25 protein-coding genes are annotated in these 26,876 nt (G+C 40.1%); 18 read left to right on the plus strand and 7 right to left on the minus strand.

Going from position 1 to position 26,876, the window contains the following annotated elements:
• Window positions 1–255: 255 nt before the first annotated feature.
• The 8 genes from secE to rpoC all read left to right on the plus strand — a co-directional run bounded on the left by secE (window position 256) and on the right by rpoC (window position 12,157).
• Window positions 256–633, plus strand: a complete 378-nt coding sequence (secE, locus tag A6E03_RS18530; RefSeq protein ID WP_065592933.1) for a preprotein translocase subunit SecE — start codon at window positions 256–258, stop codon at window positions 631–633.
• 12 nt (window positions 634–645) lie between these two features.
• The gene (gene nusG, locus A6E03_RS18535) at window positions 646–1,191 is read left to right on the plus strand and encodes a transcription termination/antitermination protein NusG (protein ID WP_065592862.1); all 546 of its coding nucleotides are present in this window, start codon (window positions 646–648) and stop codon (window positions 1,189–1,191) included.
• A gap of 119 nt (window positions 1,192–1,310) precedes the next feature.
• Complete coding sequence (gene rplK, locus A6E03_RS18540; RefSeq protein ID WP_065592863.1) at window positions 1,311–1,739, plus strand: 50S ribosomal protein L11; 429 nt, start codon at window positions 1,311–1,313, stop codon at window positions 1,737–1,739.
• A gap of 4 nt (window positions 1,740–1,743) precedes the next feature.
• On the plus strand, window positions 1,744–2,448 hold the full coding sequence (gene rplA, locus A6E03_RS18545; RefSeq protein ID WP_065592864.1) for a 50S ribosomal protein L1: 705 nt from the start codon (window positions 1,744–1,746) through the stop codon (window positions 2,446–2,448).
• Window positions 2,449–2,693: 245 nt separating this feature from the next.
• Window positions 2,694–3,188: a 50S ribosomal protein L10 gene (gene rplJ, locus A6E03_RS18550; protein ID WP_065592865.1), complete on the plus strand. Its 495-nt coding sequence runs from the start codon at window positions 2,694–2,696 to the stop codon at window positions 3,186–3,188.
• Window positions 3,189–3,243: 55 nt separating this feature from the next.
• The gene (gene rplL / locus A6E03_RS18555) at window positions 3,244–3,609 is read left to right on the plus strand and encodes a 50S ribosomal protein L7/L12 (protein WP_065592866.1); all 366 of its coding nucleotides are present in this window, start codon (window positions 3,244–3,246) and stop codon (window positions 3,607–3,609) included.
• 230 nt (window positions 3,610–3,839) lie between these two features.
• A complete protein-coding gene (rpoB, locus tag A6E03_RS18560) occupies window positions 3,840–7,868 on the plus strand; it encodes a DNA-directed RNA polymerase subunit beta (RefSeq protein ID WP_065592867.1) in 4,029 nt (1,342 codons plus the stop codon).
• 71 nt (window positions 7,869–7,939) lie between these two features.
• Complete coding sequence (gene rpoC, locus A6E03_RS18565) at window positions 7,940–12,157, plus strand: DNA-directed RNA polymerase subunit beta' (protein WP_065592868.1); 4,218 nt, start codon at window positions 7,940–7,942, stop codon at window positions 12,155–12,157.
• Between the two features lie 73 nt (window positions 12,158–12,230).
• On the opposite strand, the gene A6E03_RS18570 is transcribed toward rpoC, so the two are convergent.
• Window positions 12,231–13,175: a curlin associated precursor, CsgA like protein gene (locus A6E03_RS18570; protein ID WP_065601496.1), complete on the minus strand. Its 945-nt coding sequence runs from the start codon at window positions 13,173–13,175 to the stop codon at window positions 12,231–12,233.
• Window positions 13,176–13,197: 22 nt separating this feature from the next.
• Window positions 13,198–13,797, minus strand: coding sequence for a curlin subunit CsgB (locus A6E03_RS18575; RefSeq protein ID WP_255310673.1), 600 nt, complete (start codon window positions 13,795–13,797; stop codon window positions 13,198–13,200).
• 227 nt (window positions 13,798–14,024) lie between these two features.
• Between A6E03_RS18575 and A6E03_RS18580 the strand changes: the two genes are divergently transcribed.
• Genes A6E03_RS18580 through A6E03_RS18595 form a run of 4 tightly spaced genes read left to right on the plus strand, consistent with a single transcriptional unit; the run spans window position 14,025 to window position 16,382 of the window.
• Entirely contained in the window at window positions 14,025–14,654 is a 630-nt protein-coding gene (locus A6E03_RS18580) for a LuxR C-terminal-related transcriptional regulator (RefSeq protein WP_065592871.1), read from the plus strand.
• Between the two features lie 11 nt (window positions 14,655–14,665).
• Window positions 14,666–15,115 carry a curli production assembly/transport protein CsgE gene (locus tag A6E03_RS18585; protein WP_065592872.1) on the plus strand — a complete coding sequence of 150 codons (450 nt, stop codon included), beginning with the start codon at window positions 14,666–14,668 and terminating at the stop codon, window positions 15,113–15,115.
• 9 nt (window positions 15,116–15,124) lie between these two features.
• Window positions 15,125–15,526 carry a curli assembly protein CsgF gene (locus A6E03_RS18590; protein ID WP_065592873.1) on the plus strand — a complete coding sequence of 134 codons (402 nt, stop codon included), beginning with the start codon at window positions 15,125–15,127 and terminating at the stop codon, window positions 15,524–15,526.
• 22 nt (window positions 15,527–15,548) lie between these two features.
• Window positions 15,549–16,382 (plus strand): CsgG/HfaB family protein, encoded by an 834-nt coding sequence (locus A6E03_RS18595; RefSeq protein WP_065592874.1) that lies wholly within the window; start codon window positions 15,549–15,551, stop codon window positions 16,380–16,382.
• 47 nt (window positions 16,383–16,429) lie between these two features.
• Here A6E03_RS18595 and A6E03_RS18600 read toward each other — a convergent pair whose 3' ends face one another.
• Window positions 16,430–16,912 carry an Rsd/AlgQ family anti-sigma factor gene (locus A6E03_RS18600; protein ID WP_065592875.1) on the minus strand — a complete coding sequence of 161 codons (483 nt, stop codon included), beginning with the start codon at window positions 16,910–16,912 and terminating at the stop codon, window positions 16,430–16,432.
• A gap of 161 nt (window positions 16,913–17,073) precedes the next feature.
• On the opposite strand from A6E03_RS18600, the gene nudC reads away from it, so the two are divergent.
• The 3 genes from nudC (at window position 17,074) to A6E03_RS18615 (ending at window position 19,622) form a co-directional block, all read left to right on the plus strand.
• Entirely contained in the window at window positions 17,074–17,850 is a 777-nt protein-coding gene (gene nudC / locus A6E03_RS18605; protein ID WP_065592876.1) for an NAD(+) diphosphatase, read from the plus strand.
• A 134-nt stretch (window positions 17,851–17,984) separates the two neighbouring features.
• Window positions 17,985–19,052 (plus strand): uroporphyrinogen decarboxylase, encoded by a 1,068-nt coding sequence (gene hemE, locus A6E03_RS18610; protein ID WP_065592877.1) that lies wholly within the window; start codon window positions 17,985–17,987, stop codon window positions 19,050–19,052.
• Between the two features lie 117 nt (window positions 19,053–19,169).
• Complete coding sequence (locus A6E03_RS18615) at window positions 19,170–19,622, plus strand: TerB family tellurite resistance protein (RefSeq protein WP_065592878.1); 453 nt, start codon at window positions 19,170–19,172, stop codon at window positions 19,620–19,622.
• Window positions 19,623–19,661: 39 nt separating this feature from the next.
• Here the strand turns inward: A6E03_RS18615 and A6E03_RS18620 are convergent, their stop codons facing one another.
• Entirely contained in the window at window positions 19,662–20,576 is a 915-nt protein-coding gene (locus A6E03_RS18620) for a D-2-hydroxyacid dehydrogenase (RefSeq protein WP_065601497.1), read from the minus strand.
• 71 nt (window positions 20,577–20,647) lie between these two features.
• On the opposite strand from A6E03_RS18620, the gene A6E03_RS18625 reads away from it, so the two are divergent.
• A complete protein-coding gene (locus tag A6E03_RS18625) occupies window positions 20,648–21,241 on the plus strand; it encodes a YjaG family protein (RefSeq protein WP_065592880.1) in 594 nt (197 codons plus the stop codon).
• Window positions 21,242–21,341: 100 nt separating this feature from the next.
• Here A6E03_RS18625 and A6E03_RS18630 read toward each other — a convergent pair whose 3' ends face one another.
• Window positions 21,342–22,403: a CNNM domain-containing protein gene (locus tag A6E03_RS18630; protein ID WP_065592881.1), complete on the minus strand. Its 1,062-nt coding sequence runs from the start codon at window positions 22,401–22,403 to the stop codon at window positions 21,342–21,344.
• Between the two features lie 220 nt (window positions 22,404–22,623).
• Here A6E03_RS18630 and A6E03_RS18635 point away from each other — a divergent pair, with 220 nt between their 5' ends.
• Together A6E03_RS18635 and A6E03_RS18640 are read left to right on the plus strand one after the other, a co-directional pair.
• A complete protein-coding gene (locus A6E03_RS18635; RefSeq protein ID WP_060992719.1) occupies window positions 22,624–22,896 on the plus strand; it encodes an HU family DNA-binding protein in 273 nt (90 codons plus the stop codon).
• Between the two features lie 39 nt (window positions 22,897–22,935).
• The gene (locus tag A6E03_RS18640; protein ID WP_065592882.1) at window positions 22,936–23,640 is read left to right on the plus strand and encodes a DUF1481 domain-containing protein; all 705 of its coding nucleotides are present in this window, start codon (window positions 22,936–22,938) and stop codon (window positions 23,638–23,640) included.
• Window positions 23,641–23,715: 75 nt separating this feature from the next.
• Here A6E03_RS18640 and purD read toward each other — a convergent pair whose 3' ends face one another.
• Together purD and purH are read right to left on the minus strand one after the other, a co-directional pair.
• On the minus strand, window positions 23,716–25,008 hold the full coding sequence (gene purD, locus A6E03_RS18645) for a phosphoribosylamine--glycine ligase (protein WP_065592883.1): 1,293 nt from the start codon (window positions 25,006–25,008) through the stop codon (window positions 23,716–23,718).
• Between the two features lie 177 nt (window positions 25,009–25,185).
• Complete coding sequence (gene purH / locus A6E03_RS18650) at window positions 25,186–26,778, minus strand: bifunctional phosphoribosylaminoimidazolecarboxamide formyltransferase/IMP cyclohydrolase (protein ID WP_065601498.1); 1,593 nt, start codon at window positions 26,776–26,778, stop codon at window positions 25,186–25,188.
• Window positions 26,779–26,876 lie beyond the last annotated feature (98 nt).

The raw sequence follows: 26,876 nt of genomic DNA on the forward strand, positions 1-26,876 counted from the left end.
GGTGTTGTTGCTAAAATCTTTGCTTAAGATTTGACTAAGTACTAATAAAAAGGGCATCATTCGATGCCCTTTTTCTGCGTTGTATTGTGCATTGTTTTATTTTTATTCTACAATGTTAAGAAAATGCAGAGCACAGCGCAGATAAATTAGCAAATTGCTGGTTTATAGGATGAAGAGAGTAGGGTATATTTACTCTTGTTTTTGAATTTCTGTCTAATGATGGAAAATGATTTTAGTTATGTCACAGGTTGGTTTATGAAAACAAATACTGAGACGACAGAAACTTCAGGCGCAGTTGATACAATGAAGTGGTTACTAGTTTTAGTACTACTTTCTGCTGCGGTTATTGGTAATTATTTACTAGCTGATTTATCTGTTGTTATTCGAGCTGCCGGTGTAGTTGCATTGATTGCTGCTGCTGGTGGTATTGCTGCTTTCACAGCAAAAGGTCAAACTGCAATTGCATTTGCTCGCGAATCAAGAATGGAAGTACGTAAAGTTGTTTGGCCTACACGCCAAGAAACAACACAAACAACTTTCATTGTTCTTGCTGTATGTATCGTAATGGCTCTGATTTTATGGGGTATTGATGGTATTATGGTTAGACTAATTGGCTTAATCACAGGTGTTTGAGGATAAGTGATCATGAGTGAAGCTCCAAAGAAACGTTGGTATGTAGTTCAAGCCTTTTCAGGCTTTGAAGGTCGTGTATCACAATCGCTACGCGAACATATTAAAATTCATAACATGGAAGAGTCATTTGGTGAAGTACTTGTACCAACTGAAGAAGTGGTAGAAATGCGTGCCGGTCAACGTCGTAAAAGCGAACGTAAATTTTTCCCTGGTTACGTGTTAGTGCAAATGATCATGAATGATGAATCATGGCACTTAGTACGTAGTATTCCACGTGTTATGGGGTTCATTGGTGGTACTTCAGATCGCCCAGCTCCAATTACTGATAAAGAAGCTGATGCAATTTTAAATCGTCTTCAACAAGCGAGTGAAGCACCTCGCCCTAAAACGTTATTTGAAGCAGGTGAAGTGGTTCGTGTTACTGAAGGACCATTTGCTGACTTTAACGGAACTGTTGAAAATGTTGATTACGAAAAAAGTCGTATCAAAGTATCAGTTTCTATCTTTGGCCGTGCAACTCCAGTTGAACTAGAGTTTAGCCAAGTAGAAAAAAACTGATCGAAAAATCAGCAAAGCTATTGTAAAAAGCGCGAATTATTATTATAATTTCGCGCGTTTTTGTTAACGGGGAGCTGATCCAGTAGGATAGCGTTAGAACCCAAAATTTAGGAAATATCATGGCTAAGAAAGTTGAAGCTTATATCAAACTGCAAGTTGCAGCAGGTATGGCGAACCCAAGTCCACCAGTTGGTCCTGCTCTAGGTCAACACGGTGTGAATATCATGGAATTCTGTAAAGCGTTTAACGCAAGAACAGAATCTGTTGAGAAAGGTCTACCTACTCCAGTAGTTATCTCTGTATACAGCGACCGTTCTTTTACGTTCATTACTAAGACTCCACCAGCAGCCGTTCTTCTTAAGAAAGCTGCAGGCGTTAAGTCTGGTTCTGGTCGTCCAAACAGTGAGAAAGTTGGTACTGTTACAGACGCTCAAATACAAGAGATCGCAGAAACTAAAGCTGCGGACATGACTGGTGCTGACATTGAAGCTATGAAGCGTTCAATTGCTGGTACTGCTCGTTCTATGGGCCTAGTGGTAGAGGGTTAAGATTATGGCTAAACTTACTAAGCGTATGCGTAATATCCGCGAAAAAGTGGAAGTTACTAAAGACTACGAAATCAACGAAGCTGTTGCTCTTCTTAAAGAATTAGCTACTGCTAACTTCAACGAAAGTGTTGATGTTGCTGTTAATCTTGGCATTGATGCACGTAAATCAGACCAAAACGTACGTGGTGCAACTGTACTACCACACGGTACTGGTCGTAATGTTCGTGTTGCTGTGTTCACTCAAGGTGCAAACGCAGAAGCTGCTAAAGAAGCAGGCGCTGATCTAGTAGGCATGGAAGACCTTGCTGAGCTAGTTAAGAAAGGCGAAATGAACTTTGACGTTGTTGTTGCTTCTCCAGATGCAATGCGCGTTGTTGGTCAACTAGGTACAATCCTAGGTCCTCGCGGTCTTATGCCAAACCCTAAAGTTGGTACTGTAACGCCTAACGTTGCTCAAGCAGTTAAAAATGCTAAAGCTGGTCAGGTTCGTTACCGTAACGACAAAAACGGCATCATCCACACTACTATCGGTAAAGTGGATTTTGATGCTGCTCAACTTAAAGAGAACTTAGAATCTCTTCTAGTTGCACTGAAAAAAGCAAAACCTACTTCAGCTAAAGGTGTTTTCCTGAAGAAGGTAAGCATCTCTACTACAATGGGTGCTGGTGTTTCTCTAGATCAAGCGACTTTAGAGACAACATTAAAATAATTTGCAAACGCGCAAAATTTATGTATAATTTTGCGCCTATCAAATTTATGGTTGGGGCTGTTTAATTTTTAATTAAAACAGTCTCCGTCCAAGACCGTAGGTGCTCGAAAGAGCTTAATAAACCTGCGTAGACGGTGCCGAACTAAAGACTAATTTTTCGGAATTAGTTTTCTGTGAATGCATCGTAATTACTCTCCTACAGTTTTTGTAGTGAGTGGTGTAATCACAACCAGAGGTTAATCCAAATGGCTTTAAATCTTCAAGACAAAAAAGCAATTGTTGCTGAAGTCAACGAAGCAGCCAGTGGTGCACTTTCTGCAGTTGTAGCTGACTCTCGTGGCGTTACTGTTAGCGCGATGACTTCTCTACGTAAACAAGCGCGTGAAGCGGGTGTTTACATGAGAGTTGTTCGTAACACACTAGCACGTCGTGCAGTAGAAGGTACTCAGTATGAGTGTCTACAAGACACATTTACTGGTCCATCTCTACTTGCATTCTCTAACGAGCACCCAGGTGCTGCAGCACGTCTTTTTAAAGACTTTGCTAAAGAGAATAAAAACTTCGAGATTAAAGCTGCTGCATTTGAAGGCGCAGTTACTGATGCTGATGTACTAGCGACACTACCAACTTACGACGAAGCAATTGCACGCCTAATGATGTGCATGAAAGAAGCTTCTGCTGGTAAACTGGTACGTACTATCGCTGCTGTTCGTGATCAAAAAGAAGAAGCTGAGGCATAAGCCCTGCTTTATTTGATTACAAAATAAATTATTGTTGACTTAAAAGAGAATTGTTATGTCTATTACTAACGAGCAAATCCTAGACGCAGTTGCAGAAATGTCTGTAATGCAAGTTGTTGAGCTTATCGAAGCTATGGAAGAAAAATTCGGTGTTACTGCTGCTGCTGCAGTAGTTGCTGGTGGCGCTGCTGCTGAAACTGCTGAAGAGCAAACTGAATTTGACGTTATCCTAACTGCAGTTGGCGGAAACAAAGTTTCTGTAATCAAAGCAGTACGTGGCGCTACAGGTCTTGGCCTGAAAGAAGCTAAGGGTCTAGTTGATTCTGCTCCTGCTGCACTTAAAGAAGGCGTTGACAAAGCTGAAGCTGAAGGCCTTAAAGCACAGCTTGAAGAAGCTGGTGCAACTGTTGAAATCAAGTAATTATTACTTAGTTTCATAGCCTAGCGGCTAATGGCTGGTGGTTTATTAACCACTGGCCTTTTTGCGCTGTAGGGTATAGGGTAATTTCACACTGTTTAAGCCCCTATATTCGAGCAAAAAGCATAGTCTCAATCAGAGATTATGTCCTACAGAAAACAGTGTTATTAGTTACTGTCCCACCTTTTGAAGGCGGACGGTTCGGGTCACTTATCAGCGAGCTGAGGAACCCCATGGTTTACTCTTATACAGAGAAAAAGCGCATCCGTAAGGATTTTGGTAAGCGTCCACAAGTGTTGGACATACCATACTTGCTATCGATCCAGCTTGATTCTTTTACTAAGTTTATCGAGCAAGATCCTGAAGGGCAATACGGTCTTGAGGCTGCTTTCCGTTCTGTTTTTCCAATTCAGAGCTACAATGGCAACTCTAAGCTAGAATACGTTAGCTACAATCTCCGTGAACCAGAATTTGATGTTAAAGAATGTCAAATCCGCGGTGTTACATACTCTGCACCTCTACGCGTAAAATTGCGTTTAGTTGTGTACGATAAAGACGCACCTGCAGGCACGGTAAAAGACATTAAAGAACAAGAAGTCTACATGGGCGAAATTCCGCTTATGACAGACAATGGTACTTTTGTAATCAATGGTACTGAAAGGGTTATCGTATCCCAGCTGCACCGCAGCCCAGGTGTCTTCTTCGACAGCGATAAGGGTAAAACCCATTCATCTGGTAAAGTTCTTTATAACGCACGTGTAATTCCTTACCGTGGTTCATGGTTAGATTTCGAATTTGATCCTAAGGATAACTTATTCGTACGTATCGACCGTCGTCGTAAATTACCAGCAACGATCATCTTACGTGCACTTCGTAAAACAACAGAAGAAATCCTAGATTTATTCTTCGATAAAGTTGTCTTTGAAGTGAAAGATCAAACGCTAATGATGGAATTACTTCCTGAGCGTTTACGTGGTGAGACTGCAACATTTGATATCGAATCGAACGGCAAAGTTTATGTTGAAGCCGGTCGTCGTATTACTGCGCGTCACATTCGTCAACTGACGAAAGACGAAGTAAACTATATCGAAGTACCAGTAGATTATATCGTAGGTAAAGTGGCTTCTCACGACTATGTGAATGAAGACACTGGTGAGATCATTGTTTCAGCTAACCAAGAGTTTAGCTTAGAAGATCTTGCTAATTTATCTCAGGCTGGCCATAAAAAGATCGAAGTGTTATTTACGAATGACCTTGATCATGGTGCATACATTTCTGACACTTTACGTGCAGATTCAACGGTTGACCGTTTATCGGCACTAGTTGAAGTTTATCGTATGATGCGCCCAGGCGAGCCACCAACAAAAGAAGCTGCTGAATCATTATTTGAAAGCCTATTCTTCTCTGAAGATCGCTATGACTTATCGACTGTTGGTCGTATGAAGTTCAATAGTTCAATTGGCCGTGATAATGATGAAGGCGCTGGCATTCTTGATGAAACTGATATCATCGAGGTTATGCGTAAACTGATCGACATCCGTAACGGTAAAGGCGAGGTTGATGATATCGATCACCTTGGTAACCGTCGTATTCGTTCTGTTGGCGAAATGGCAGAAAACCAATTCCGTGTTGGTTTAGTTCGTGTTGAACGTGCTGTTCGTGAGCGTTTGAGCCTTGGTGATCTTGATGCAATTATGCCTCAAGATCTTATCAATGCTAAGCCGATTTCAGCTGCAGTTAAAGAATTCTTTGGCTCTTCACAGCTATCTCAGTTTATGGATCAGAACAACCCATTGTCAGAAGTTACGCACAAACGTCGTATCTCTGCTTTAGGGCCTGGCGGTCTAACTCGTGAGCGTGCTGGTTTCGAAGTTCGTGATGTACACGCAACTCACTACGGTCGCCTATGTCCAATCGAAACACCGGAAGGCCCAAACATCGGTCTAATTAACTCATTGTCAGCATTTGCTCGATGTAATGAATATGGTTTCCTAGAAACTCCATATCGTCGTGTTGTTGATAATATAGTTACTGAAGATGTAGATTACCTATCTGCGATTGAAGAAGGTACTTTTGTTATTGCACAGGCGAATGCCGTGTTGACAGAAGAAGGTACTTTTGCTGATGAACTAATCATCGCTCGTCAGAAAGGCGAATCTGGCCTACATCCACGTGAACACATTCAATATATGGATGTCGCGACAAACCAAGTTGTATCTGTAGCTGCATCGCTTATCCCGTTCCTAGAACACGATGATGCGAACCGTGCCCTAATGGGTGCGAACATGCAACGTCAAGCTGTTCCGACATTAAGAGCTGATAAGCCTTTAGTTGGTACTGGTATTGAGCGTTGTGTAGCAATTGACTCAGGTGTAACTGCTGTTGCTAAACGTGGCGGTATGGTTCAGTCAGTAGATGCTTCTCGTATCGTGATTAAAGTGAACGAAGAAGAATTGGTACCTGGCGAAGCTGGTATCGATATCTACAACTTAACTAAATATACTCGTTCTAACCAAAATACGTGTATCAACCAACGTCCTACAGTACTTCCTGGTGAACCTGTAACTCGTGGTGATGTACTTGCTGATGGTCCTTCAACGGATCTTGGTGAGCTTGCACTTGGTCAGAACATGCGTATCGCGTTTATGCCTTGGAATGGTTATAACTTCGAGGATTCCATCCTTGTATCTGAGCGTGTAGTTCAGGAAGACCGTTTCACGACAATCCATATTCAAGAATTATCTTGTGTGGCTCGTGATACCAAACTTGGTTCAGAAGAAATCACTGCAGATATTCCTAACGTAGGTGAAGCTGCACTGTCTAAACTGGATGAATCAGGTATTGTTTACATTGGTGCTGAAGTTAAGGGTGGTGACATCCTAGTTGGTAAAGTTACGCCTAAAGGTGAAACTCAACTGACTCCTGAAGAGAAGCTACTACGAGCTATCTTCGGTGAAAAAGCATCTGATGTTAAAGATTCTTCTCTACGTGTACCAAACTCTGTTTCAGGTACTATCATTGATGTACAAGTATTTACTCGTGATGGTGTTGAAAAAGATAAACGTGCTCTAGAAATCGAACAAATGCAGCTTAAAGAAGCTAAGAAAGACATCACTGAAGAATTCCAGATTCTTGAAGGTGGCTTATTAGCACGTGTTCGCACACTTCTACTTGCGGCAGGTACTTCTGAAGTTAAGCTTGATGCGATGGATCGTAAGCAGTGGTTAGAAATCACGCTTGATGATGAATCACAACAAAATCAACTTGAGCAGCTTGCTGAGCAATATGATGAGCTTAAAGCAGAGTTCGATAAGAAATTCGAAACTAAACGTCGTAAGATCACTCAAGGTGATGATCTTGCTCCAGGCGTACTGAAAATCGTTAAAGTTTACCTAGCAGTAAAACGTCGAATTCAGCCTGGTGATAAGATGGCGGGTCGTCATGGTAACAAGGGTGTAATCTCTAAGATCAACCCTGTTGAAGACATGCCTTATGATGAAAAAGGTCAGCCAGTAGATATCGTACTGAACCCACTGGGTGTACCTTCTCGTATGAACATCGGTCAAATTCTTGAAGTTCATATGGGTCTTGCTGCGAAAGGCGTTGGTGATAAACTGAACCAAATGCTTAAAGAGCAACAAGAACTGCATAAGTTCCGTAACTTCTTACAAAAAGTATACGATCTTGGTGATACTCGCCAAGAAGTAGACATCGCTGCACTGTCTGATGACGAAGTTCGTACATTAGTTAAGAACTTACGCGGTGGTTTACCAATCGCAACACCAATTTTTGATGGTGCTCCAGAATCATCAATTAAAGAACTATTACAACTTGTTGATCTGCCAGCATCTGGTCAGTTGAAACTGTTTGATGGTCGTACTGGTGATGCGTTTGAGCGTCCTGTAACTGTTGGTTACATGTACATGCTAAAACTAAACCACTTAGTTGATGACAAGATGCACGCACGTTCTACCGGCTCTTACAGCCTTGTAACTCAGCAACCACTTGGTGGTAAAGCTCAGTTCGGTGGACAGCGTTTCGGTGAGATGGAAGTATGGGCACTTGAAGCATATGGTGCTGCATATACCCTACAAGAAATGCTAACCGTCAAGTCGGATGACGTGAACGGTCGTACTAAGATGTATAAAAACATCGTAGATGGCGATCATCGTATGGAACCAGGTATGCCAGAATCATTCAACGTATTGTTGAAAGAGATCCGCTCACTTGGTATCAACATCGAGTTAGAAGACGAAGAATAATCTCATTGAGATTGTTCGGTAGAATATAAGGCGCTCGCCGAGCGCCTTTTTTCTCCTTACAGGAGCCGAATGTGAAAGACTTATTAAAGTTTCTGAAAGCACAACATAAGACTGAAGAATTTGATGCAATCAAAATCGGTCTTGCTTCACCTGACCAAATTCGTTCATGGTCTTTTGGTGAAGTTAAAAAGCCAGAAACAATCAACTACCGTACCTTTAAGCCAGAACGTGACGGACTTTTCTGTGCACGTATCTTTGGCCCAGTTAAAGACTACGAGTGTTTATGTGGTAAATATAAACGCCTGAAGCATCGTGGTGTTATCTGTGAAAAATGTGGCGTAGAAGTAACGCAAACTAAAGTTCGTCGTGACCGTATGGGCCACATTGAACTTGCGTCTCCTGTTGCACACATCTGGTTCCTTAAGTCACTTCCATCTCGTATTGGTTTGTTAATGGACATCCCTCTACGTGATATCGAACGTGTACTTTACTTTGAATCATATGTGGTTACAGAGCCAGGTATGACTGACTTAGAGCGCAGCCAACTTCTTTCAGAAGAAGAGTATCTTGATAAGCTTGAAGAATTCGGTGACGAATTCACAGCTAAAATGGGTGCGGAAGCGATTAAAGACTTGCTTGGTTCTATGGACATGCAAGCTGAAATCGAGAACATGCGTGAAGAGCTAGAAACAACTAACTCTGAAACAAAACGTAAGAAACTGACTAAGCGTTTGAAACTTGTAGAAGCATTCGTTCAATCTGGTAATAATCCAGAGTGGATGATCTTAACTGTTCTACCAGTACTTCCGCCAGATCTTCGTCCTCTAGTACCACTAGATGGCGGTCGTTTTGCTACGTCTGATCTAAATGACTTATACCGTCGTGTGATTAACCGTAACAACCGTTTGAAGCGTCTTTTAGACCTAGCTGCACCAGACATCATTGTACGTAACGAAAAACGTATGCTGCAAGAGTCTGTGGATGCGCTGCTTGATAACGGTCGTCGTGGTCGTGCGATTACAGGTTCTAACAAGCGTCCTCTGAAATCTCTTGCTGATATGATCAAGGGTAAACAAGGTCGTTTCCGTCAGAACTTGCTTGGTAAACGTGTAGATTACTCTGGTCGTTCTGTAATTACAGTAGGTCCATACCTTCGTCTACATCAGTGTGGTCTTCCTAAGAAGATGGCACTTGAACTATTTAAACCGTTTATCTACAGCAAATTAGAAGGTCGTGGTCTTGCTACGACAATCAAAGCTGCTAAGAAAATGGTAGAGCGTGAAGAAGCGATCGTTTGGGATATCCTAGATGACGTAATTCGTGAACACCCAGTACTGCTTAACCGTGCACCAACACTTCACCGTCTTGGTATTCAAGCGTTTGAACCAGTACTAATCGAAGGTAAAGCGATTCAGCTTCACCCACTAGTGTGTGCGGCATATAACGCCGACTTCGATGGTGACCAGATGGCGGTACACGTACCTCTAACTCTGGAAGCTCAATTAGAAGCACGTACCCTAATGATGTCGACGAATAACATTCTGTCGCCAGCATCAGGCGACCCAATCATCGTTCCTTCTCAGGATGTTGTATTAGGTCTGTACTACATGACGCGTGACAGAATTAACGCGAAAGGCGAAGGCATGTACCTTGAAGGTTTTGCTGAAGCTGAGAAAGCATACCGTACAGGTTGTGCAGAGCTACATGCTCGCGTTAAAGTTCGAATCACAGAAGTTCTTCGTGATGAAAACGGTATTGAAACTCGTGAAACTAAACTGGTTGATACGACAGTTGGTCGTGCAATGCTATGGCAGATCGTTCCTGAAGGTCTACCTTACAGCATCATTAACCAGAAGTTAGGTAAGAAGCAAATCTCTAACCTATTAAACGAAGCGTACCGTACTCTTGGTTCAAAAGAGACCGTAATCTTTGCTGACCAAATCATGTACACCGGTTTCGCATACGCAGCATTGTCTGGTGCGTCTGTTGGTATCGACGACATGGTTATTCCTGATGCTAAGTACACGAAAGTGGCTGATGCAGAAGAAGAAGTTAAGCAAATTCAAGAACAGTACCAGTCTGGTCTTGTAACTGCGGGCGAACGTTACAACAAAGTTATCGATATCTGGGCAGCAACGAACGAACAAGTTGCTAAAGAGATGATGGATAACTTGTCTTCAGAAACTGTGCTTAACCGCGATGGTGAAGAAGAGCAACAAGAATCGTTTAACAGCGTTTACATGATGGCCGATTCAGGTGCTCGTGGTTCTGCAGCTCAGATTCGTCAACTTGCTGGTATGCGTGGTCTGATGGCTAAACCTGATGGTTCAATCATCGAAACACCGATCACGGCGAACTTCCGTGAAGGTCTAAACGTAAACCAATACTTCATCTCAACGCACGGTGCGCGTAAAGGTCTTGCCGATACAGCACTTAAAACAGCGAACTCAGGTTACCTGACTCGTCGTTTAGTTGATGTTGCTCAAGATGTTGTTGTTCATTTAGATGACTGTGGAACACTGGAAGGTGTAACCATGATCCCTCTAATTGAAGGTGGTGATGTTAAAGAACCTCTACACGAACGTGTTCTAGGTCGTGTAGTTGCTGAAGATGTATTAAAACCAGGTACAGATGAGATTCTTCTTCCACGTAACACGCTTCTTGATGAGAAGCAGTGTCAAATCGTTGAAGAAAACTCGGTTGACCAAATTAAAGTACGTTCAGTAGTAAGCTGTGAAGCTGACTTCGGTTGTTGTGCTAACTGTTACGGTCGTGACTTGGCTCGTGGCCATATGGTAAACCAAGGTGAGTCAGTAGGCGTTATCGCTGCTCAATCAATCGGTGAACCTGGTACACAGCTAACGATGCGTACGTTCCACATCGGTGGTGCGGCATCTACGGCAGCAGCAGACAACAGCATTCAAGTTAAAACGACAGGTTCGATTAAACTTCATAATGCTAAGCACGTAACAAATGGCGAAGGTAACTTAGTTATTACTTCTCGTGCTTCTGAATTGACAGTTATTGATGAGCATGGCCGTACAAAAGAGAGCTATAAGCTTTCTTACGGTACTATTCTTTCTAAGAAAGATGGTGATGCAGTGGTTCAAGGCGATAAGATCGCTGCTTGGGACCCGCATACAATGCCAATCATCACAGAAGTACAAGGTCAAGTTCAATTCGTGGACATGATTGATGGTGTTACGATCACAACTCAAACTGATGAGTTAACAGGTCTATCTTCAATTGTTATCCTTGATGCGGCTGAGCGAGCTTCTGCTGGTAAAGAAATGCGTCCAACAGTGAAACTTGTTGATGCGAATGGTCGTGACATCATGATCCCTGGCACTGAAATGCCAGCACAATACTTCCTACCTGGTAAGGCGATTGTTAACCTTGCAGATGGTGGTAACGTAGGTATCGGTGAAACACTGGCTCGTATTCCTCAAGCTTCAAGTGGTACTAAAGATATTACCGGTGGTCTTCCACGCGTTGCGGACTTATTTGAAGCTCGTAAACCTAAAGAGCCAGCAATTCTTGCTGAGCACGCAGGTATTGTTGCGTTTGGTAAAGAAACTAAAGGTAAAGTACGCTTATTGATCACTCGTGATGATAACAACGAAGTTTATGAAGAAATGATTCATAAACACCGTCAACTTAACATCTTTGATGGTGATAAAGTTGAACGTGGTGATGTTATCTCTGATGGTCCAGAAACTCCGCACGATATCCTACGTTTACGTGGTATTCATGCAGTTACTGAATACATCACTAACGAAGTTCAAGAAGTTTACCGCTTACAAGGCGTTAAGATTAACGATAAGCACATTGAGACTATCGTTCGTCAAATGCTACGTAAGTGTACTATCACACATTCTGGTGACTCTACTTTCCTTGAAGGTGAGCAATTAGAATTTGCAAACGTAACGATTGCAAACCGTCAGCTTGAAGCTGAAGGTAAGCAACCAGCTCGTTTTGGCCGTGATTTACTTGGTATTACTAAAGCATCTCTTGCTACTGAGTCGTTCATCTCTGCTGCATCGTTCCAAGAAACGACGCGCGTACTTACTGAAGCTGCGGTTTCTGGTAAGCGTGATGAACTACGTGGTCTGAAAGAAAACGTAATCGTTGGTCGTCTGATTCCAGCGGGTACAGGTTTCGCATACCACCAAGCTCGTCAAAAGCAAAAAGCAGCAGCGAAAATGGCAGCTAACGTTGCCCCTTCTGCTGAAGAAGCTACTGACAACTTAGCGGCACTATTGAATGCGGGTTTCTCTTCTGAAGAGTAATTAGTTTTAATATTTGCTAAATAAAAAGCCCTGCAGAAATGCAGGGCTTTTTTATATTTAAAATAGTGCGTAATTATAATTGTGTGATTACAACAAGGTTATTACTACTATTGTCTGCCATAACTGTAGCTGAATCATTATTAGTTTGATTAACCATCATCCAGTTATTATTTGAGCCGTTTTCTAAAGTAAGAGTGGCATCAGAATCACTACCCCATTGAGAGACAGTAAGGTAGTTATCATTACTTGCATCAATTGTTACATCTGCTTCATTAAAGCTACCACCAACAACAACTGCATAAACAGTGTTATTTAGGGCGTCATTTTTCATTTTTATTTTCGTATCATTATCAGATGCACCCGCATAGAATGCAGTATAAGTTGTATTGTCATTACCTTGGATATTAGTTACAGCATCATTATTTGAACCGCCATATACATGAATAGTCGAATCGTTACGGCGACCATCTTGTTTGATTTTTAAACGTGTATTATCGGTACCTCCCATAACACTGATATCAGCAGTATTTCTATTTCCTGTTTGAATGATTTTGTTTTTCTTATTATTTGTTGCGGCATCGAAGCTGATTGAGGCTTCATTAAATCGGCCAGTTTGATCAATTAGACCTTTGTTTCTGTCGCTATCATAGGCAGTGATTTCACCCATGTTGTGTTTACCATCTTGGTTGATCGTAAGTTTATTTTTATCACTGTGTCGACGGGCTTTGATTACCGCTTCGTTATGTTTACCTTCTTGATAGACAGTAAGTTTATTTTCATCACTATTATTACGAGCTCGAATTACAGCATCGTTATATTTACCCATTTGGTCGACATCAACTGTATTTTCATCTGAATTTCTTATTAATACATCGGCGTCATTTCCAAGAGCTGGAGAAAGTTGGAAAATATTCACGTTATTGTCATCTGCATTAAATAACTCTACATCTGCTGTATTTCCGGCATAGACTGCACCAGAAAGTAAGATAGTTGAGATTGCGATTGCTAGCTTTTTCATAATAAACTTCCTTGAAATGATTTTAATTTATGATGGATATGAATCTATCCATTCCATTTACTAAGATAATTCCTTGATTGCCAGTCTGATTAATGGAAAAACCTGCACCATTATTTTTATTCACTGCCGCTGCAATATTTGAATCACCTGTTTGGTTTACTGCATTTTGTTGGTCATTACCTACTTGTACTAAATGAGCGATATTGTCATTACCATTTTGTAAAATAGCGCCTTCAAGGTTCGTTCCCCATTGTTCTAGGGAGGCGGAATTATTATTACCATTTTGGATGACTAGCCCTGTATTGTTGCTACCAAGCTGCAATACTGCCGCTGTATTGTTATAACCAGCTTGTTTTACTTTTGCTTTATTACTTCCCACTCCATTTACATTATGTTGGACAATAGTTATTCGAGAATTGGTCGAATTATTCAGTTCTACGATGGCATTATTGCTATGACCTGTATTGAGCTCTGATAATTCAGTTAGCTCGCTAGGTGCATTAAATTCATTAATACCTAAATCTAAATCTGCATATGTATAACTACTGACAGCCATTAATAAATAAAGATAATTTACTGATAATTTTTTCATATCAGTATCCCTCTTTTCTTGATAGCTCATTTGCTACCTAGAAAGTATGGAATTTACTCAGAGAAGCACCATAAACTTTATTATGATATTTATTAATAAGATAGATAAACTAAAGGACTAGGTGTTCTGTTTTTATTACGGTCATTTTTTCTCAAAAATGAAACAAACGATGAACTACTTAATTAATATTTAATAATTCGGTGGATATATAGTCTTTTTGGACTAGTTTTAAGTAACAATATTTATGGAGGGCAGAGATGAACATATATTATTTATCTTCAAACCCAACGTTATACTCTTCTTTACTTATTGATTTATTAGAGAAAACGTCTAATGAAAAGATAATGGTTGTTGACTGCGAGGTATTAAGTACTAAAGGAAATCAAGATGATGAAATGTTAGTTATTTTGGATTTTAAAAATCAAACAGATAAAAAATATAAGCAATATTTATCTGTAATAACGGAGTATAAGATAAAGGCGAAAGAAATATTATTTAATGTAACTGACGAGAATATAACAAAAAATATAATGAGATATCCCAGTGTTGTAGGCGTTTTTTATGAAAAAGATAATGTTCAGATTATATCTGAAGGGGTTAAGAAGATAATTGATGGTGAATTATGGCTTAGCCGTAAAGTAACGAATGATTTAATTTCAATATATCGTTCAAAACAAAATGGAATATTAACGACATCTGTTTCCCTAACAACAAGAGAAAAAGAAATATTACAACTTCTTTCATTTGGCTCATCAAATGTAGATATAGCGAGTGCTCTTTTTGTTAGTGAAAATACAGTTAAGACACATTTGCATAATGTATTTAAAAAATTAAACGTGAGAAATAGATTACAAGCAATGATCTGGGCTAAAGGTTATGATTTTTAAGGATTAAAATAATGAAACTTCATATTTTATTTTTATTTTTATTTCCTCTTATTGTTAATGGTGCTGAAAATAAAATAATTTTAGAGTCACCAAAAGCTTTAGAAGAGAGCAGAGTTGATGAAGTCGATGATCTTGTTGAAATTGATGGATTAATAATAGACAGAACATTAACTCGCCTGGGCAAAGATTTTTATTTTTCGTTTTCGATAAAAATGAACAGTAAGCACAATGATTTAGACGTCAATCTAACGGTAAAAGAAAGACCAACAGCATTATCAGGAAGCATAATAGGGGTTTATCATTTTGACAAAGTTATCTATCGAGGAGCGCTTTCTCCTGGTCAAAGACAAGCAGAAGAGAAAGCAGAGCAAGCTATAGAGGCGGTGGACAGATATATTGTTAGATGGCAAACGGAGAAGTTATTTAAAGATACGTATGATCTCGATTTCTCGGAGATCTAAGGATGCAACATGAAAATAAGGATGATTTTCTTTATTTTATTCAATGTAATTATAAGCTTAAGCCAAGCTAGTGAGCTTGTATATACGCCAGTAAATCCTAATTTTGGAGGGAACCCTCTAAATACAAGCCATCTATTTTCTGGTGCAAATGCGATTAATGACTATAAAGGACCACAAGATGATTCATTATTCGAACAAGAATCAGCACTCGATCGTCTGACTTCAAGTTTAGAATCTCGCCTAATTAGTCAGTTACTTGCCGATGTAGGTAACGGTAATACTGGGCAACTAGTTACCGATGACTTCATCTTAAATATTGTAGATGATTCAGGGGCATTGCTTATTCAAATTGTTGATAAAGAAACGGGTGAAACTTCTGAGATACAGGTTAGTGGGCTCACTCCAGATTAATTTCTAAGCTAAGGAATCAGCAATGAAATATTCAATGTTACTTTTACTACTTATTATTTCAGGTTGTTCTAACTCAATTGATGTACCAGATACCTCTGAACTGCCAACATTGATGCAGCGTGGTGCAAGTTATGTCGACCTGATTTCACTACCTAAACCGCAAGGGAAAATTTATGTCTCTGTTTATGATTTTAGGGATCAAACAGGACAATATAAGCCTCAACCAAACAGTAATTTTTCAACGGCTGTACCACAAGGCGGAACAGCTCTTCTAACGATGGCATTACTCGATTCTGAATGGTTTTTCCCATTGGAAAGACAGGGTTTACAGAATTTATTAACAGAAAGAAAAATTATTCGGGCTGCACAGAAAAAACAGGATTCTATTAGTAATCATGGTTCCACATTACCCTCGTTGTTATCTGCAAATGTAATGATAGAAGGTGGCATTGTTGCTTATGACTCTAATATTAAAACTGGTGGAGTAGGAGCTCGATACTTAGGTATTGGTGGCTCTGGTCAATATAGAGCCGATCAAGTAACGGTAAATATCAGAGCTGTAGATGTTAGAAGCGGGAAAATTTTAACAAGTGTAACTACAAGCAAAACGATTTTATCTTATGAAGTATCTGCAGGAGCATTTAGATTTGTTGATTATAAAGAATTATTAGAAGTAGAGTTAGGTTATACAAATAATGAACCAGTAAACATAGCGTTAATGTCAGCAATTGATTCTGCTGTTATCCACCTTATTGTTAAAGGGATTGAAGATGGCTTATGGCGTCCAGCCAACCCCGCAGGAACTGAAAATCCTATATTCCGCAAATATGCATCAGAAACCAATCAAATATTATAAGATTAAATAGAGTGTTCAAATATCATTTAAACACTCTATTTACTTTTTTAAGCCCCTGGTGGGTGGCTCAAACTATTTGAAATCTGCTCAATCAAACCATCCTCTAATCCGAACCTTGCCTCGATTACCTCACCTAATTTAGAGAAATCCTTATCAAAATCAGCAAGTAACAAATCCTCATCTTCTTTCGCATACTTATCGGTAAAGTTAAGAATAGGATCGGTAGTTTTAGTTATATTCGCGTAAAGTAAGCTCATCTCTTCTGTTGGTGAAAACCCCGTAGCATCCCATTTAGCCATTACCATGTTATAAATTTTAAAATGACCCTCAGAGATATAATCAATGAGATGTTGATTGAAGGATTGAATTGCTGAGAATGAAGGAAGAGAAGACGTAGATGAATCAAAAGGAGGAAGGCCTGCTAATTTACAATATTCAACCAATAGATCTTGGCGAGTCGACAGCCAATGGTCAATAACATCGTTATTACCACCCCATTGTTCTTGGAATTGATTTAGTTTAGTAAGCATAACGATATCCTTGTAGTTGCAAATAATAAACTCACGTTCATATCAATACCTAAGTAATATCAAAATGCAGTTTCAGTAAGAATTACTTGGGTATACACTCATAATCATGTTTATTAAGATTGCCAGTAAATATTGATTGCTGCAAGAGGGTTGTGATAAAGATGTTAAACCAACATACAAAAGCGTATTGGTGTGTCGTAAATGATTCAGCAGTTTGGTTAGAGGATAACGCTCTTCCTTGTGGTAATGCGGTTGATTTGAATTTACCTTTTGAAAATGCAGTATGCATTGGTAATCATGAAAACTACCCTGTGATGTGGTTGAATGATGAGCAGATAGAAAAAACAGTAGAGTTCACCAATTTAAGAGAATTATTACTTGTTAAAGATTCTCTTTTTTTAATGATAAGCAAAGCGATTCAATATGGATTTATGGCTAGGGAGTTTCGTTTTTGTCCTCAGTGTGGTGGTCGAAATCAACTCAATCTTAACCAGATAGCAATGCAATGTAATGAATGTCGTAAGCTACATTACCCTCGTATTTTCCCTTCTATTATTGTTGCAATACGCCGCGATGACACCATTTTATTAGCACAACACCAAAGACATAAAGGTGGTTTATTTACAGTGCTTGCAGGATTTGTCGAGGTGGGAGAGACCTTAGAAATGGCGGTTGAACGTGAAGTATTTGAAGAAACGGGTATTAAAATAAAAAACATTCGCTATATAGGAAGTCAGCCGTGGGCCTTCCCATCAAGTCTTATGATGGGCTATATGGCGGATTACGATACCGGTGAAATAAAGGTAGATCCTAATGAGTTGATAAAAGCAGATTGGTATTATCAAAATAACCTACCAGAGCTTGCTCCAAAAGGGACCATCGCAAGAATGTTAATTGAATCAACGCTGGATGAAATTAATAAGGCAAGGGATTACTAATTAGTAGATCTCTAATAGGTATTAAGCCTGTGTGAAATACAGAAGATCAGTTAAATATGATCCCGATAGCAAAGGTGGGCTTTTGTTCATCAAATTGAATGCTACAATAGCAGGATCTAATATGAGGAAAGATCATGACAGAATTAAAAAATGACCGCTATTTACGTGCGTTATTAAAACAACCAGTAGATTACACACCAGTTTGGATGATGCGCCAAGCAGGTCGCTACCTTCCTGAATACAAAGCAACACGCGCACAAGCCGGTGATTTTATGTCTCTGTGTAAAAATGCAGAGCTTGCTTCAGAAGTAACCCTTCAACCCCTACGTCGTTTTCCTCTAGATGCAGCGATTTTATTTTCTGATATCTTAACTATTCCTGATGCGATGGGTTTAGGTCTGTATTTTGAAACTGGTGAAGGTCCTAAGTTTGAACGCCCAATTACCTGTAAAGCTGACGTAACTAAAATTGGTCTTCCTGATCCTGAAGGTGAGCTGCAATACGTAATGAATGCAGTACGTCAGATCCGAAAAGATCTTAAAGGTGAAGTTCCATTGATTGGTTTCTCAGGTAGCCCTTGGACACTAGCAACTTATATGGTTGAAGGTGGAAGCTCAAAAGCATTCACTAAAATCAAAAAAATGATGTATGCAGAGCCAGCAACACTGCACTTATTGCTAGACAAGTTAGCGGATACGGTTATTGAATACTTGAATGCACAAATTAAAGCGGGTGCGCAATCTGTAATGGTATTTGATACATGGGGTGGTGTACTAACGCCTCGTGACTATAACGACTTCTCGCTTCAATATATGCATAAAATTGTAGATGGTCTAATTCGTGAAAATGAAGGTCGTCGAGTACCAGTTACGCTATTTACTAAGAATGGCGGTATGTGGCTAGAATCAATCGCCGCAACAGGTTGTGATGCAGTTGGCCTTGATTGGACTATTAACATTGCAGATGCGAAAGCTCGTATTGGTGATAAAGTTGCTCTACAAGGAAATATGGATCCATCTATCCTTTATGCACAACCAGAACGAATTCGCCAAGAAGTAGGCACTATTCTGGAAGGTTTTGGTAATGAAGGTACAGGCCACGTATTTAACTTAGGCCATGGTATTCATTTAGATGTTCCGCCTGAAAATGCAGGTGTATTTGTTGAAGCGGTGCATGACTTATCTAAGCCATACCATAAATAAAATCTTAGTTTAAAGATTTGATATTAAAAGGGGACCCATTGAGGTCTCCTTTTTTAATGGAACAGACTAATATTAGAATGGTCATAAAAAATTATTAGAAAATAAAAAGAGACGATTATGTTTAAGAAACTACAAATCTTATTGCGAAAACTGATGCATGATGGCGAAGAAAGTGGGGCGACAGATATCGCCTCTATGAATTTAGCTATGGCGTCTTTGTTATGTGAAGTATCTAGAGCTGATCATCAGAGCGATCAAAGAGAAGATGATGCGAAACTTCAGTTACTTATCAAGCTACTTGATATCAACGAAGAGCAAGCTCAGCAACTATTAATCCAAGCGATAAGTAAGAGTAAAGCGTCTGTTTCTCTTTATGAATTTACCACTAAACTGCGAGCGTTAATGCCACAAGAACGTTATGCGTTGATAGAAGCAATGTGGTCGGTTGCGTATGCTGATGGAGTGATAGAACCGATGGAAGAGGTTGTTATTCGTCAAGTTGCCGACTTAATTTATCTCGATCACTTAGAATTTATTCGTGCAAAATTATCTGCTGCCCCAAAAAAATAATTCGATTAAAGCCTGTAAATCTACAGGCTTTATCATTGACTAATACCCTTTATTAAAATCGACTAAATTTAGTAGGGTGAATCCATCACGTCGGCGTAGATAATTAATAGAAAACTGCTCGAAAACTTGTTCAGGGAAACTTATAGCAGCAATGTGTGGAGTCACGGTAATGTTAGGATGGCGCCAATAAGGACACTCTTGTGATAATGGTTCATTAATGAACACATCCAAAAAAGCGTGAGAGATAGTTTTATTCTCTAAGGCATCTAATAAACCATAGTTATCTAATACCTCACCACGACCCACATTAAATAATAAAGCCCCATTCCCATGACTTAATGTCTCTGTATTTAATAAACCTAGGGTTTGCTCTGTTTTTGGAAGGGTACTCACAATGACATCTGACTGCTTTAAGGCCGTATTAATTTCTGCCACATGATAGATACGCATAAAAGGAGAGTTCTTTGGGGGAATTCCAGAACGGTTTATGCCGTAAACAGTAAAGCCAAGCGCTTTGGCTGTCATCGCAAGATTACAACCGACAGATCCTGTACCTAGAATAACCATTGTTTTGTTTGATAATGAAGTATAGCGATGAGATAGCCATTGCTTCTCATTTTGTTGCTTTGCATATTGTGTGAAATGACGAAAATACTGGATGCAATAACCTAAAACATATTCTGAAATTTGTTGGCCAAAGATCCCTTTTACATTAGTAAGATGATAATCCCGCCTTAAATTCGGTTGTATCAGAGCGTCGATACCTGCGAAAGTAGATTGAAGCCATTTAACGCGTTCACATTGATTAAGAAGGTCAGTAATGAGTGGTGGATCGGCAAGGATAATGTCTGCTTTTCTCAGATCATGACAAATTTCAAGATCAGGAAGATCCGATTGCTCAAAAAGTGAGAGATATTTCTCTTTTTCTTTTGAAATGATAAGTAATTTATTCATAACCTTCCTTTTGTCATTCATGGTTATCAAGTACACTTAAAGCGTCATTTTTTTATAGTGTAGAATCGTATATGTTACGCAATCCTATCCAAGTTCGTTTAGAAAAGTTTGAACCATGGCAACAAATTACTTTTATGGCTTCTTTATGTGAGCGTATGTACCCAAACTATGCCCATTATTGTGAAGCAACAGGCTTTGCTGAACCTCAAACCTATCGCGTTATACTAGATAGCATTTGGGAATTATTGACCGTTAAAAATGCCAAAATTAATTTTGAACGTCAATTAGAAAAGCTAGAAGAAATGATCCCTGAGTTAGATGATGACTCAATTTACCTAACTTATCCTGCCATTGATGCTTGTGTTGCACTATCGACTTTCTTACACGGGATCCTAGATCGTGATGTATTAGAAGACGCAATGTTTAAGATCAGCCAATTATCAGTGATGACCGTCGCTCAATTAGTTGAAGCTGAAACGGGTGAAGAAGTAACAGACGAAAATCAAAAAGAAATTGAAGTGATTTGTGAAGAGTGGGATGTCCAGTGGGCTATTTTCCGACCTCTACGCGAAGCTGAAGAACGTGACATTGATTTAATAAAAGATCTTCGCCAAGAATTAAGAGATGAAAATGTAAGTAATATTGGCTTAGAGCTAAAATACTGATTTTTGTTTCGCGTATAAAAAAACCGATGACTTATCATCGGTTTTTTTATGTTTATCTAAAGGGGCTTGCTAACACCTTTATATTTTATGATTCAATTTTTTAGCTGTCTTCTTTATCTGTATTATCAATGACACCGTGTTTTGTTTTCCAATTTGTCCAGCGTTGTTGAGCTAATTGTTGCATATCTGTCGTTTTGTCTGCTTCATCAATGATTTCTTCACCAACCATGTACTCAAATATGTCTTCTAGAGTCAACAAACCTTGAACGGTACCGTACTCATCGATAACTAAAGCAAGCTGTGCTCTGTGCTTCATTAAGTGTTCAAATGCTTTTGGTAAGGTAGATGTACTAATTACTATCTGAATAGGGCGCATGATAGAACCTAGAGGGGATTTACCTTGACCTTCATGCATAGCAGAGAATAATTCTAGTCGGTGTGTAAAGCCAATAATGTTATCACTGTCTTCGCTATAGATTAAAGGACGTGAGAATGGCGTATTCATGTGTTCTTTTAGGAAGCCTTCAACCGTCATTTCAGCATTTACACGAAATAAAACCGTTCTTGGTGTCATCACTTGAGTAACAGGAACATCTTTAATATTTAGAATGTTAGTTAGTATTTTAGATTCACCTTCAGCAAATTCCCCATTTTCTTTTGCAAGCGTCGCCATTGCAGCTATTTCATCCCGAAGCTTTGGAGCTTGGTGGCCACGAGCTAAGCGTTTCGTTAATTGTTCAGATGCCCACACTACAGGGGTTAATAATAAAACCATCCAATAAAGCATTTTTCCGGCTAGTGGTGCAAGTTGACGCCAGTAGGTTGCTCCAATTGTTTTTGGAACAATCTCTGAGAATAATAAAATTGCGAACGTTAAGAACGCAGAGAATACACCTAACCACTCACTACCGAATACGATAGAAGCTTGAGCTCCGGATGCCGCGGCACCTGCCGTGTGGGCAATAGTGTTTAGCGTTAAAATTGACGCTAAAGGACGATCGACATTATTTTTTAACTGCGTTAATCTTTCTGCGGAAGGATGGTTTTCCTGTCGCATTTTAGCTAGATAGCTAGGACTGATACTGAGTAAAATTGCCTCAAGAACAGAACATATAAATGATACGCTGATAGAAATAGCGATATAGATGGATAAAATAAACATTATTAATCTCAAAAAAGTAAGCAAGCCCTTATAAAATGGGTGCTCAATGAGTGAAATGCAATGACTCAGAAATGAAAATTAGTAACAAATTGTGAGACGTTACTCAGTTTGTGCCTAAAGAATACGCATTCTGTAGCAAGAAGCGTGACAAACCTTTGCCAGGTAGGGGCTTTATGCATTAGAGTTAACGTGATTTTAAAAATATAGAAGGGAAATCCTAATGAATAAAACCCAGTTAATTGACGCTATTGCTGAAAAAGCAGACTTATCAAAAGCACAAGCAAAAGCAGCCCTTGAAGCGACTCTAGAAGGCGTAACTGGCGCACTTAAAGATGGCGAACAGGTTCAACTTATTGGCTTCGGTACATTTAAAGTTAACCACCGTGCAGCTCGCACTGGTCGCAATCCTAAGACTGGCGAAGAGATTCAAATCAAAGCGGCTAATGTTCCAGCATTTGTTGCAGGTAAAGCACTGAAAGAATCAGTGAACTAAGCTATACTTTGCCGAGTTAACCCTTAACTCGGCATTTTTATGAAGCGCATCCTATCTACCTTACTTCTTTCCGTTTTTCTTTTTGGCTGTTCATCAAATCCATCAGGTGAAGACCGCATTAAATCTGTCACATTAACCGGTGGTCAAATCCAAGGTGATGCAACCAGCTATTATTGGTACACCCGTAGACTACAACAATCTCTCAATGCCTCTGATTACGTTACGATGAGTGATTATGGTTGGTATAAAACCACCTACCGTTGGGAAAAAAATATATTAGTTGAAGCGATTCGTGAAGGGGAAATGTTAAATAGCTCTAATGAGCACATTCCTTACATGATGCACGTACGTTATAACGGTAATGGTGAAGCTGTGTATCAGCGTTATCGCAAGGATGGTCGTATCTTCCCATTGATGCCAGATCAACTGACACAATTTCAAGACCAATCTAAATATCTGATTGCAAAAGTAGAAAGTTTGGATAAAGAGAACATCTCTTTGTATCAAGGTGAGTGGGATGGTGAAATATTTAACTCTTGTGATGGTAAGCAATACGACCAATTAAAGTTTAATCAAATTTTACCTAATTTTGTGGTGGCTAGATTATCTGGTTTAGACAGCTTTATTTCATTTTTAGGTGAAGAGCAGGATCGAGATAAAAAAGTATTGAAGATGTCGGAGTTATTACTACTAACAGATGACAGCTATAAGTGTGTAGAGCGTCCAAATCTTATTGAAGATTAATAGCCGTTGTAGGCGATGGGATAATAAAAAAGGCGCTATCATCAGCGCCTTTTTGCTATTTGTAGAAAGTAATGCTTATTTACTTTCTAATTCGCGAGCAATGGCACGGTAACCAATGTCATTGCGGTGGAACATTCCATTCCAACTAACTTGCTTTGTAAGCTCATACGCACGTTCTTGAGCTTCTAAGACGGTATTACCTAATGCAGTTGCACATAATACACGTCCACCGTTTGTAACTACATCACCAACGTCGTTGTTTTTTGTGCCAGCATGAAATATTTTCTGACCTTCAACTTCAGTCGTTGGAAGAGAGATGATATCTCCTTTTGCATAATCGGCAGGATAACCACCAGCAGCAAGAACGACACCGATTGAAGCGCGTGGATCCCACTTAGATTCTGCTTCATCCAGTTTCTCATCGATCGCCATTAGGCATAGTTCAACAAGATCAGATTCCATGCGCATCATAATAGGTTGCGTTTCTGGATCACCAAAGCGGCAGTTATATTCGATTACTTTTGGCGTACCATCAGCATCAATCATCAAACCTGCATATAGGAAGCCAGTGTAAGGTGCGCCTTCAGCATCCATTCCACGAACCGTAGGATAGATAACTTCTTCTAGAATACGATTATGGATTTCAGGAGTAACAACAGGCGCTGGAGAATATGCCCCCATGCCGCCCGTATTAGGACCAGTGTCTTTATCGCCTACACGCTTATGATCTTGGCTAGTCGCCATTGGTAGAACGCTAGCGCCATCAACCATCACGATGAAGCTTGCTTCTTCACCTTCTAAAAATTCTTCAATAACGACACGACTACCGGCTTCACCAAAAACATTGCCAGAAAGCATGTCTTTGATAGCATCTTCAGCTTCTTCCAGAGTCATCGCAACGATAACGCCTTTACCCGCAGCAAGACCATCGGCTTTAACAACGATAGGTGCACCTTGCTCACGTACATACGCTAACGCAGGCTCTATCTCTGTGAAATTAGAGTAGTAGCCTGTCGGAATATCATGACGTGCTAAAAAGTCTTTAGTAAACGCTTTAGAACCTTCTAGTTGCGCTGCCGCTTTGGTTGGGCCAAAGATCGGTAATCCTGCTTCACGGAACGCATCAACCACACCTATTACCAATGGACCTTCAGGGCCAACGATAGTCAGTTCAATGGCTTTTTCTTTAGCAAATGCAACAAGGTTAGCGATGTCTTCAACATCAATCGCTACGTTTTCTAATTTTGGTTCAAGCGCTGTACCTGCATTACCTGGAGCGATAAATACCGTTTCAACGTTTGGGTTTTGTGCCGCTTTCCAGCCTAAAGCATGCTCTCTACCGCCTGCGCCGATAATTAATACATTCATGTTTTAATCCTTAATACCATCTTGTAATGGGGATAAATTATATAAATCGGTGAATACAAAGTTCAGTGTGCGAAAAACTATAAGAGCAATATTAAGCTCACAGAGTGCACTCATTTGCTCTTATAGGAGCGTAGCGTTCTAGTTTCTAGAAGCGAAGCGCTCTCGTTACTGTCTTTCCTAGTGGCGGAAGTGACGCATACCGGTAAAGATCATCGCCATACCATGTTCGTCAGCGGCTGCAATAACTTCGTCATCACGCATAGAGCCACCCGGTTGGATAACGCATTTAATGCCTGCTTCAGCTGCAGCATCAATACCATCACGGAATGGGAAGAACGCATCCGATGCCATTGCACAGCCTTCAACTACAAGACCTTCGTCAGCGGCTTTAATGCCTGCAATTTTTGCAGAGTAAACGCGGCTCATTTGGCCAGCGCCGACACCGATAGTCATGTCACCTTTAGAGTAAACAATGGCGTTAGATTTAACGTATTTTGCTACTTTCCAACAGAACAACGCATCTTTTAATTCTTCAGTGGTTGGTTGGCGCTTAGAAACCACTTTAAGATCATCTTCAGACACCATGCCTTGGTCACGGTCTTGAACTAGCAGGCCGCCGTTAACACGCTTAATGTCAAAGCCCGTTGTTTTACTTGTCCACTCACCACATTCAAGTAGGCGAAGGTTTTTCTTAGCCGCGATGATTTCAATTGCTTCAGCAGAAACAGAAGGAGCAATGATAACTTCAACGAATTGACGTTCAGTAATTGCCGTTGCTGTGGCTGCATCTAGTTCGCGGTTGAATGCGATGATACCGCCAAATGCAGAGGTTGGATCTGTTTTGAAAGCGCGTTCATAAGCTTCAAGAACATCTTTACCTAATGCAACACCACAAGGGTTTGCGTGCTTAACGATAACACAGGCAGGTTCGTCGAATTCTTTCACACACTCTAGAGCGGCATCTGTATCTGCAATGTTGTTGTAAGAAAGCGCTTTACCTTGGATCTGACGAGCCGTTGATACTGACGCTTCTTCAGGATTAGCTTCAACATAGAATGCAGCGGCTTGGTGACTGTTCTCACCATAGCGCATGTCTTGCTTTTTCTCGAACTGTTGGTTGAAGGTACGAGGGAATTTAGATTCGTTATCGCCTTCTTTATTCTCACCATAGCTAGGAACCATAGTACCGAAGTAATTAGCTATCATGCCATCGTAAGAAGCCGTGTGCTCAAATGCTGCAATCGCAAGGTCAAAACGCGTTGCTTGAGTCAGTGATTTGTCGTTAGCGTCCATTTCAGAAATTACGCGATCGTAATCGTGAGCATTAACGACAATAGCGACGTCTTTATGATTTTTAGCCGCAGAGCGAACCATTGTTGGACCACCGATATCGATGTTCTCAACAGCATCAGCTAGCGTACAGCCTTCTTTTGCTACGGTTTCAGCGAATGGATAAAGGTTAACAACAACAATATCGATTGGGTTGATACCATGCTGTTCCATGATGTCATCATCTTGACCGCGACGACCAAGAACACCACCATGTACCTTAGGATGAAGAGTTTTAACGCGGCCATCCATCATTTCAGGGAAGCCTGTGTAATCAGATACTTCTGTTACAGGGATATTTTTTTCTGCCAGCAGACGAGCTGTGCCGCCAGTAGATAAAATATCAACACCACGTTCAGTCAGTGCTTGAGCAAATTCTACAATACCAGTTTTATCAGATACGCTAATTAGCGCGCGACGGATCGGACGTGGGTTATTCATTGCTACTTTCTTCCTTTAGAATTAAGTTAGGATTTTTGCCAAAAATGAACTTGTTCTGTTTGTCATTCCTAGTAGTAAAGAAAGCAAACAGCAATTGG

This window comes from Aliivibrio sp. 1S128 (assembly GCF_001691065.1).
GTDB lineage: Bacteria > Pseudomonadota > Gammaproteobacteria > Enterobacterales > Vibrionaceae > Aliivibrio.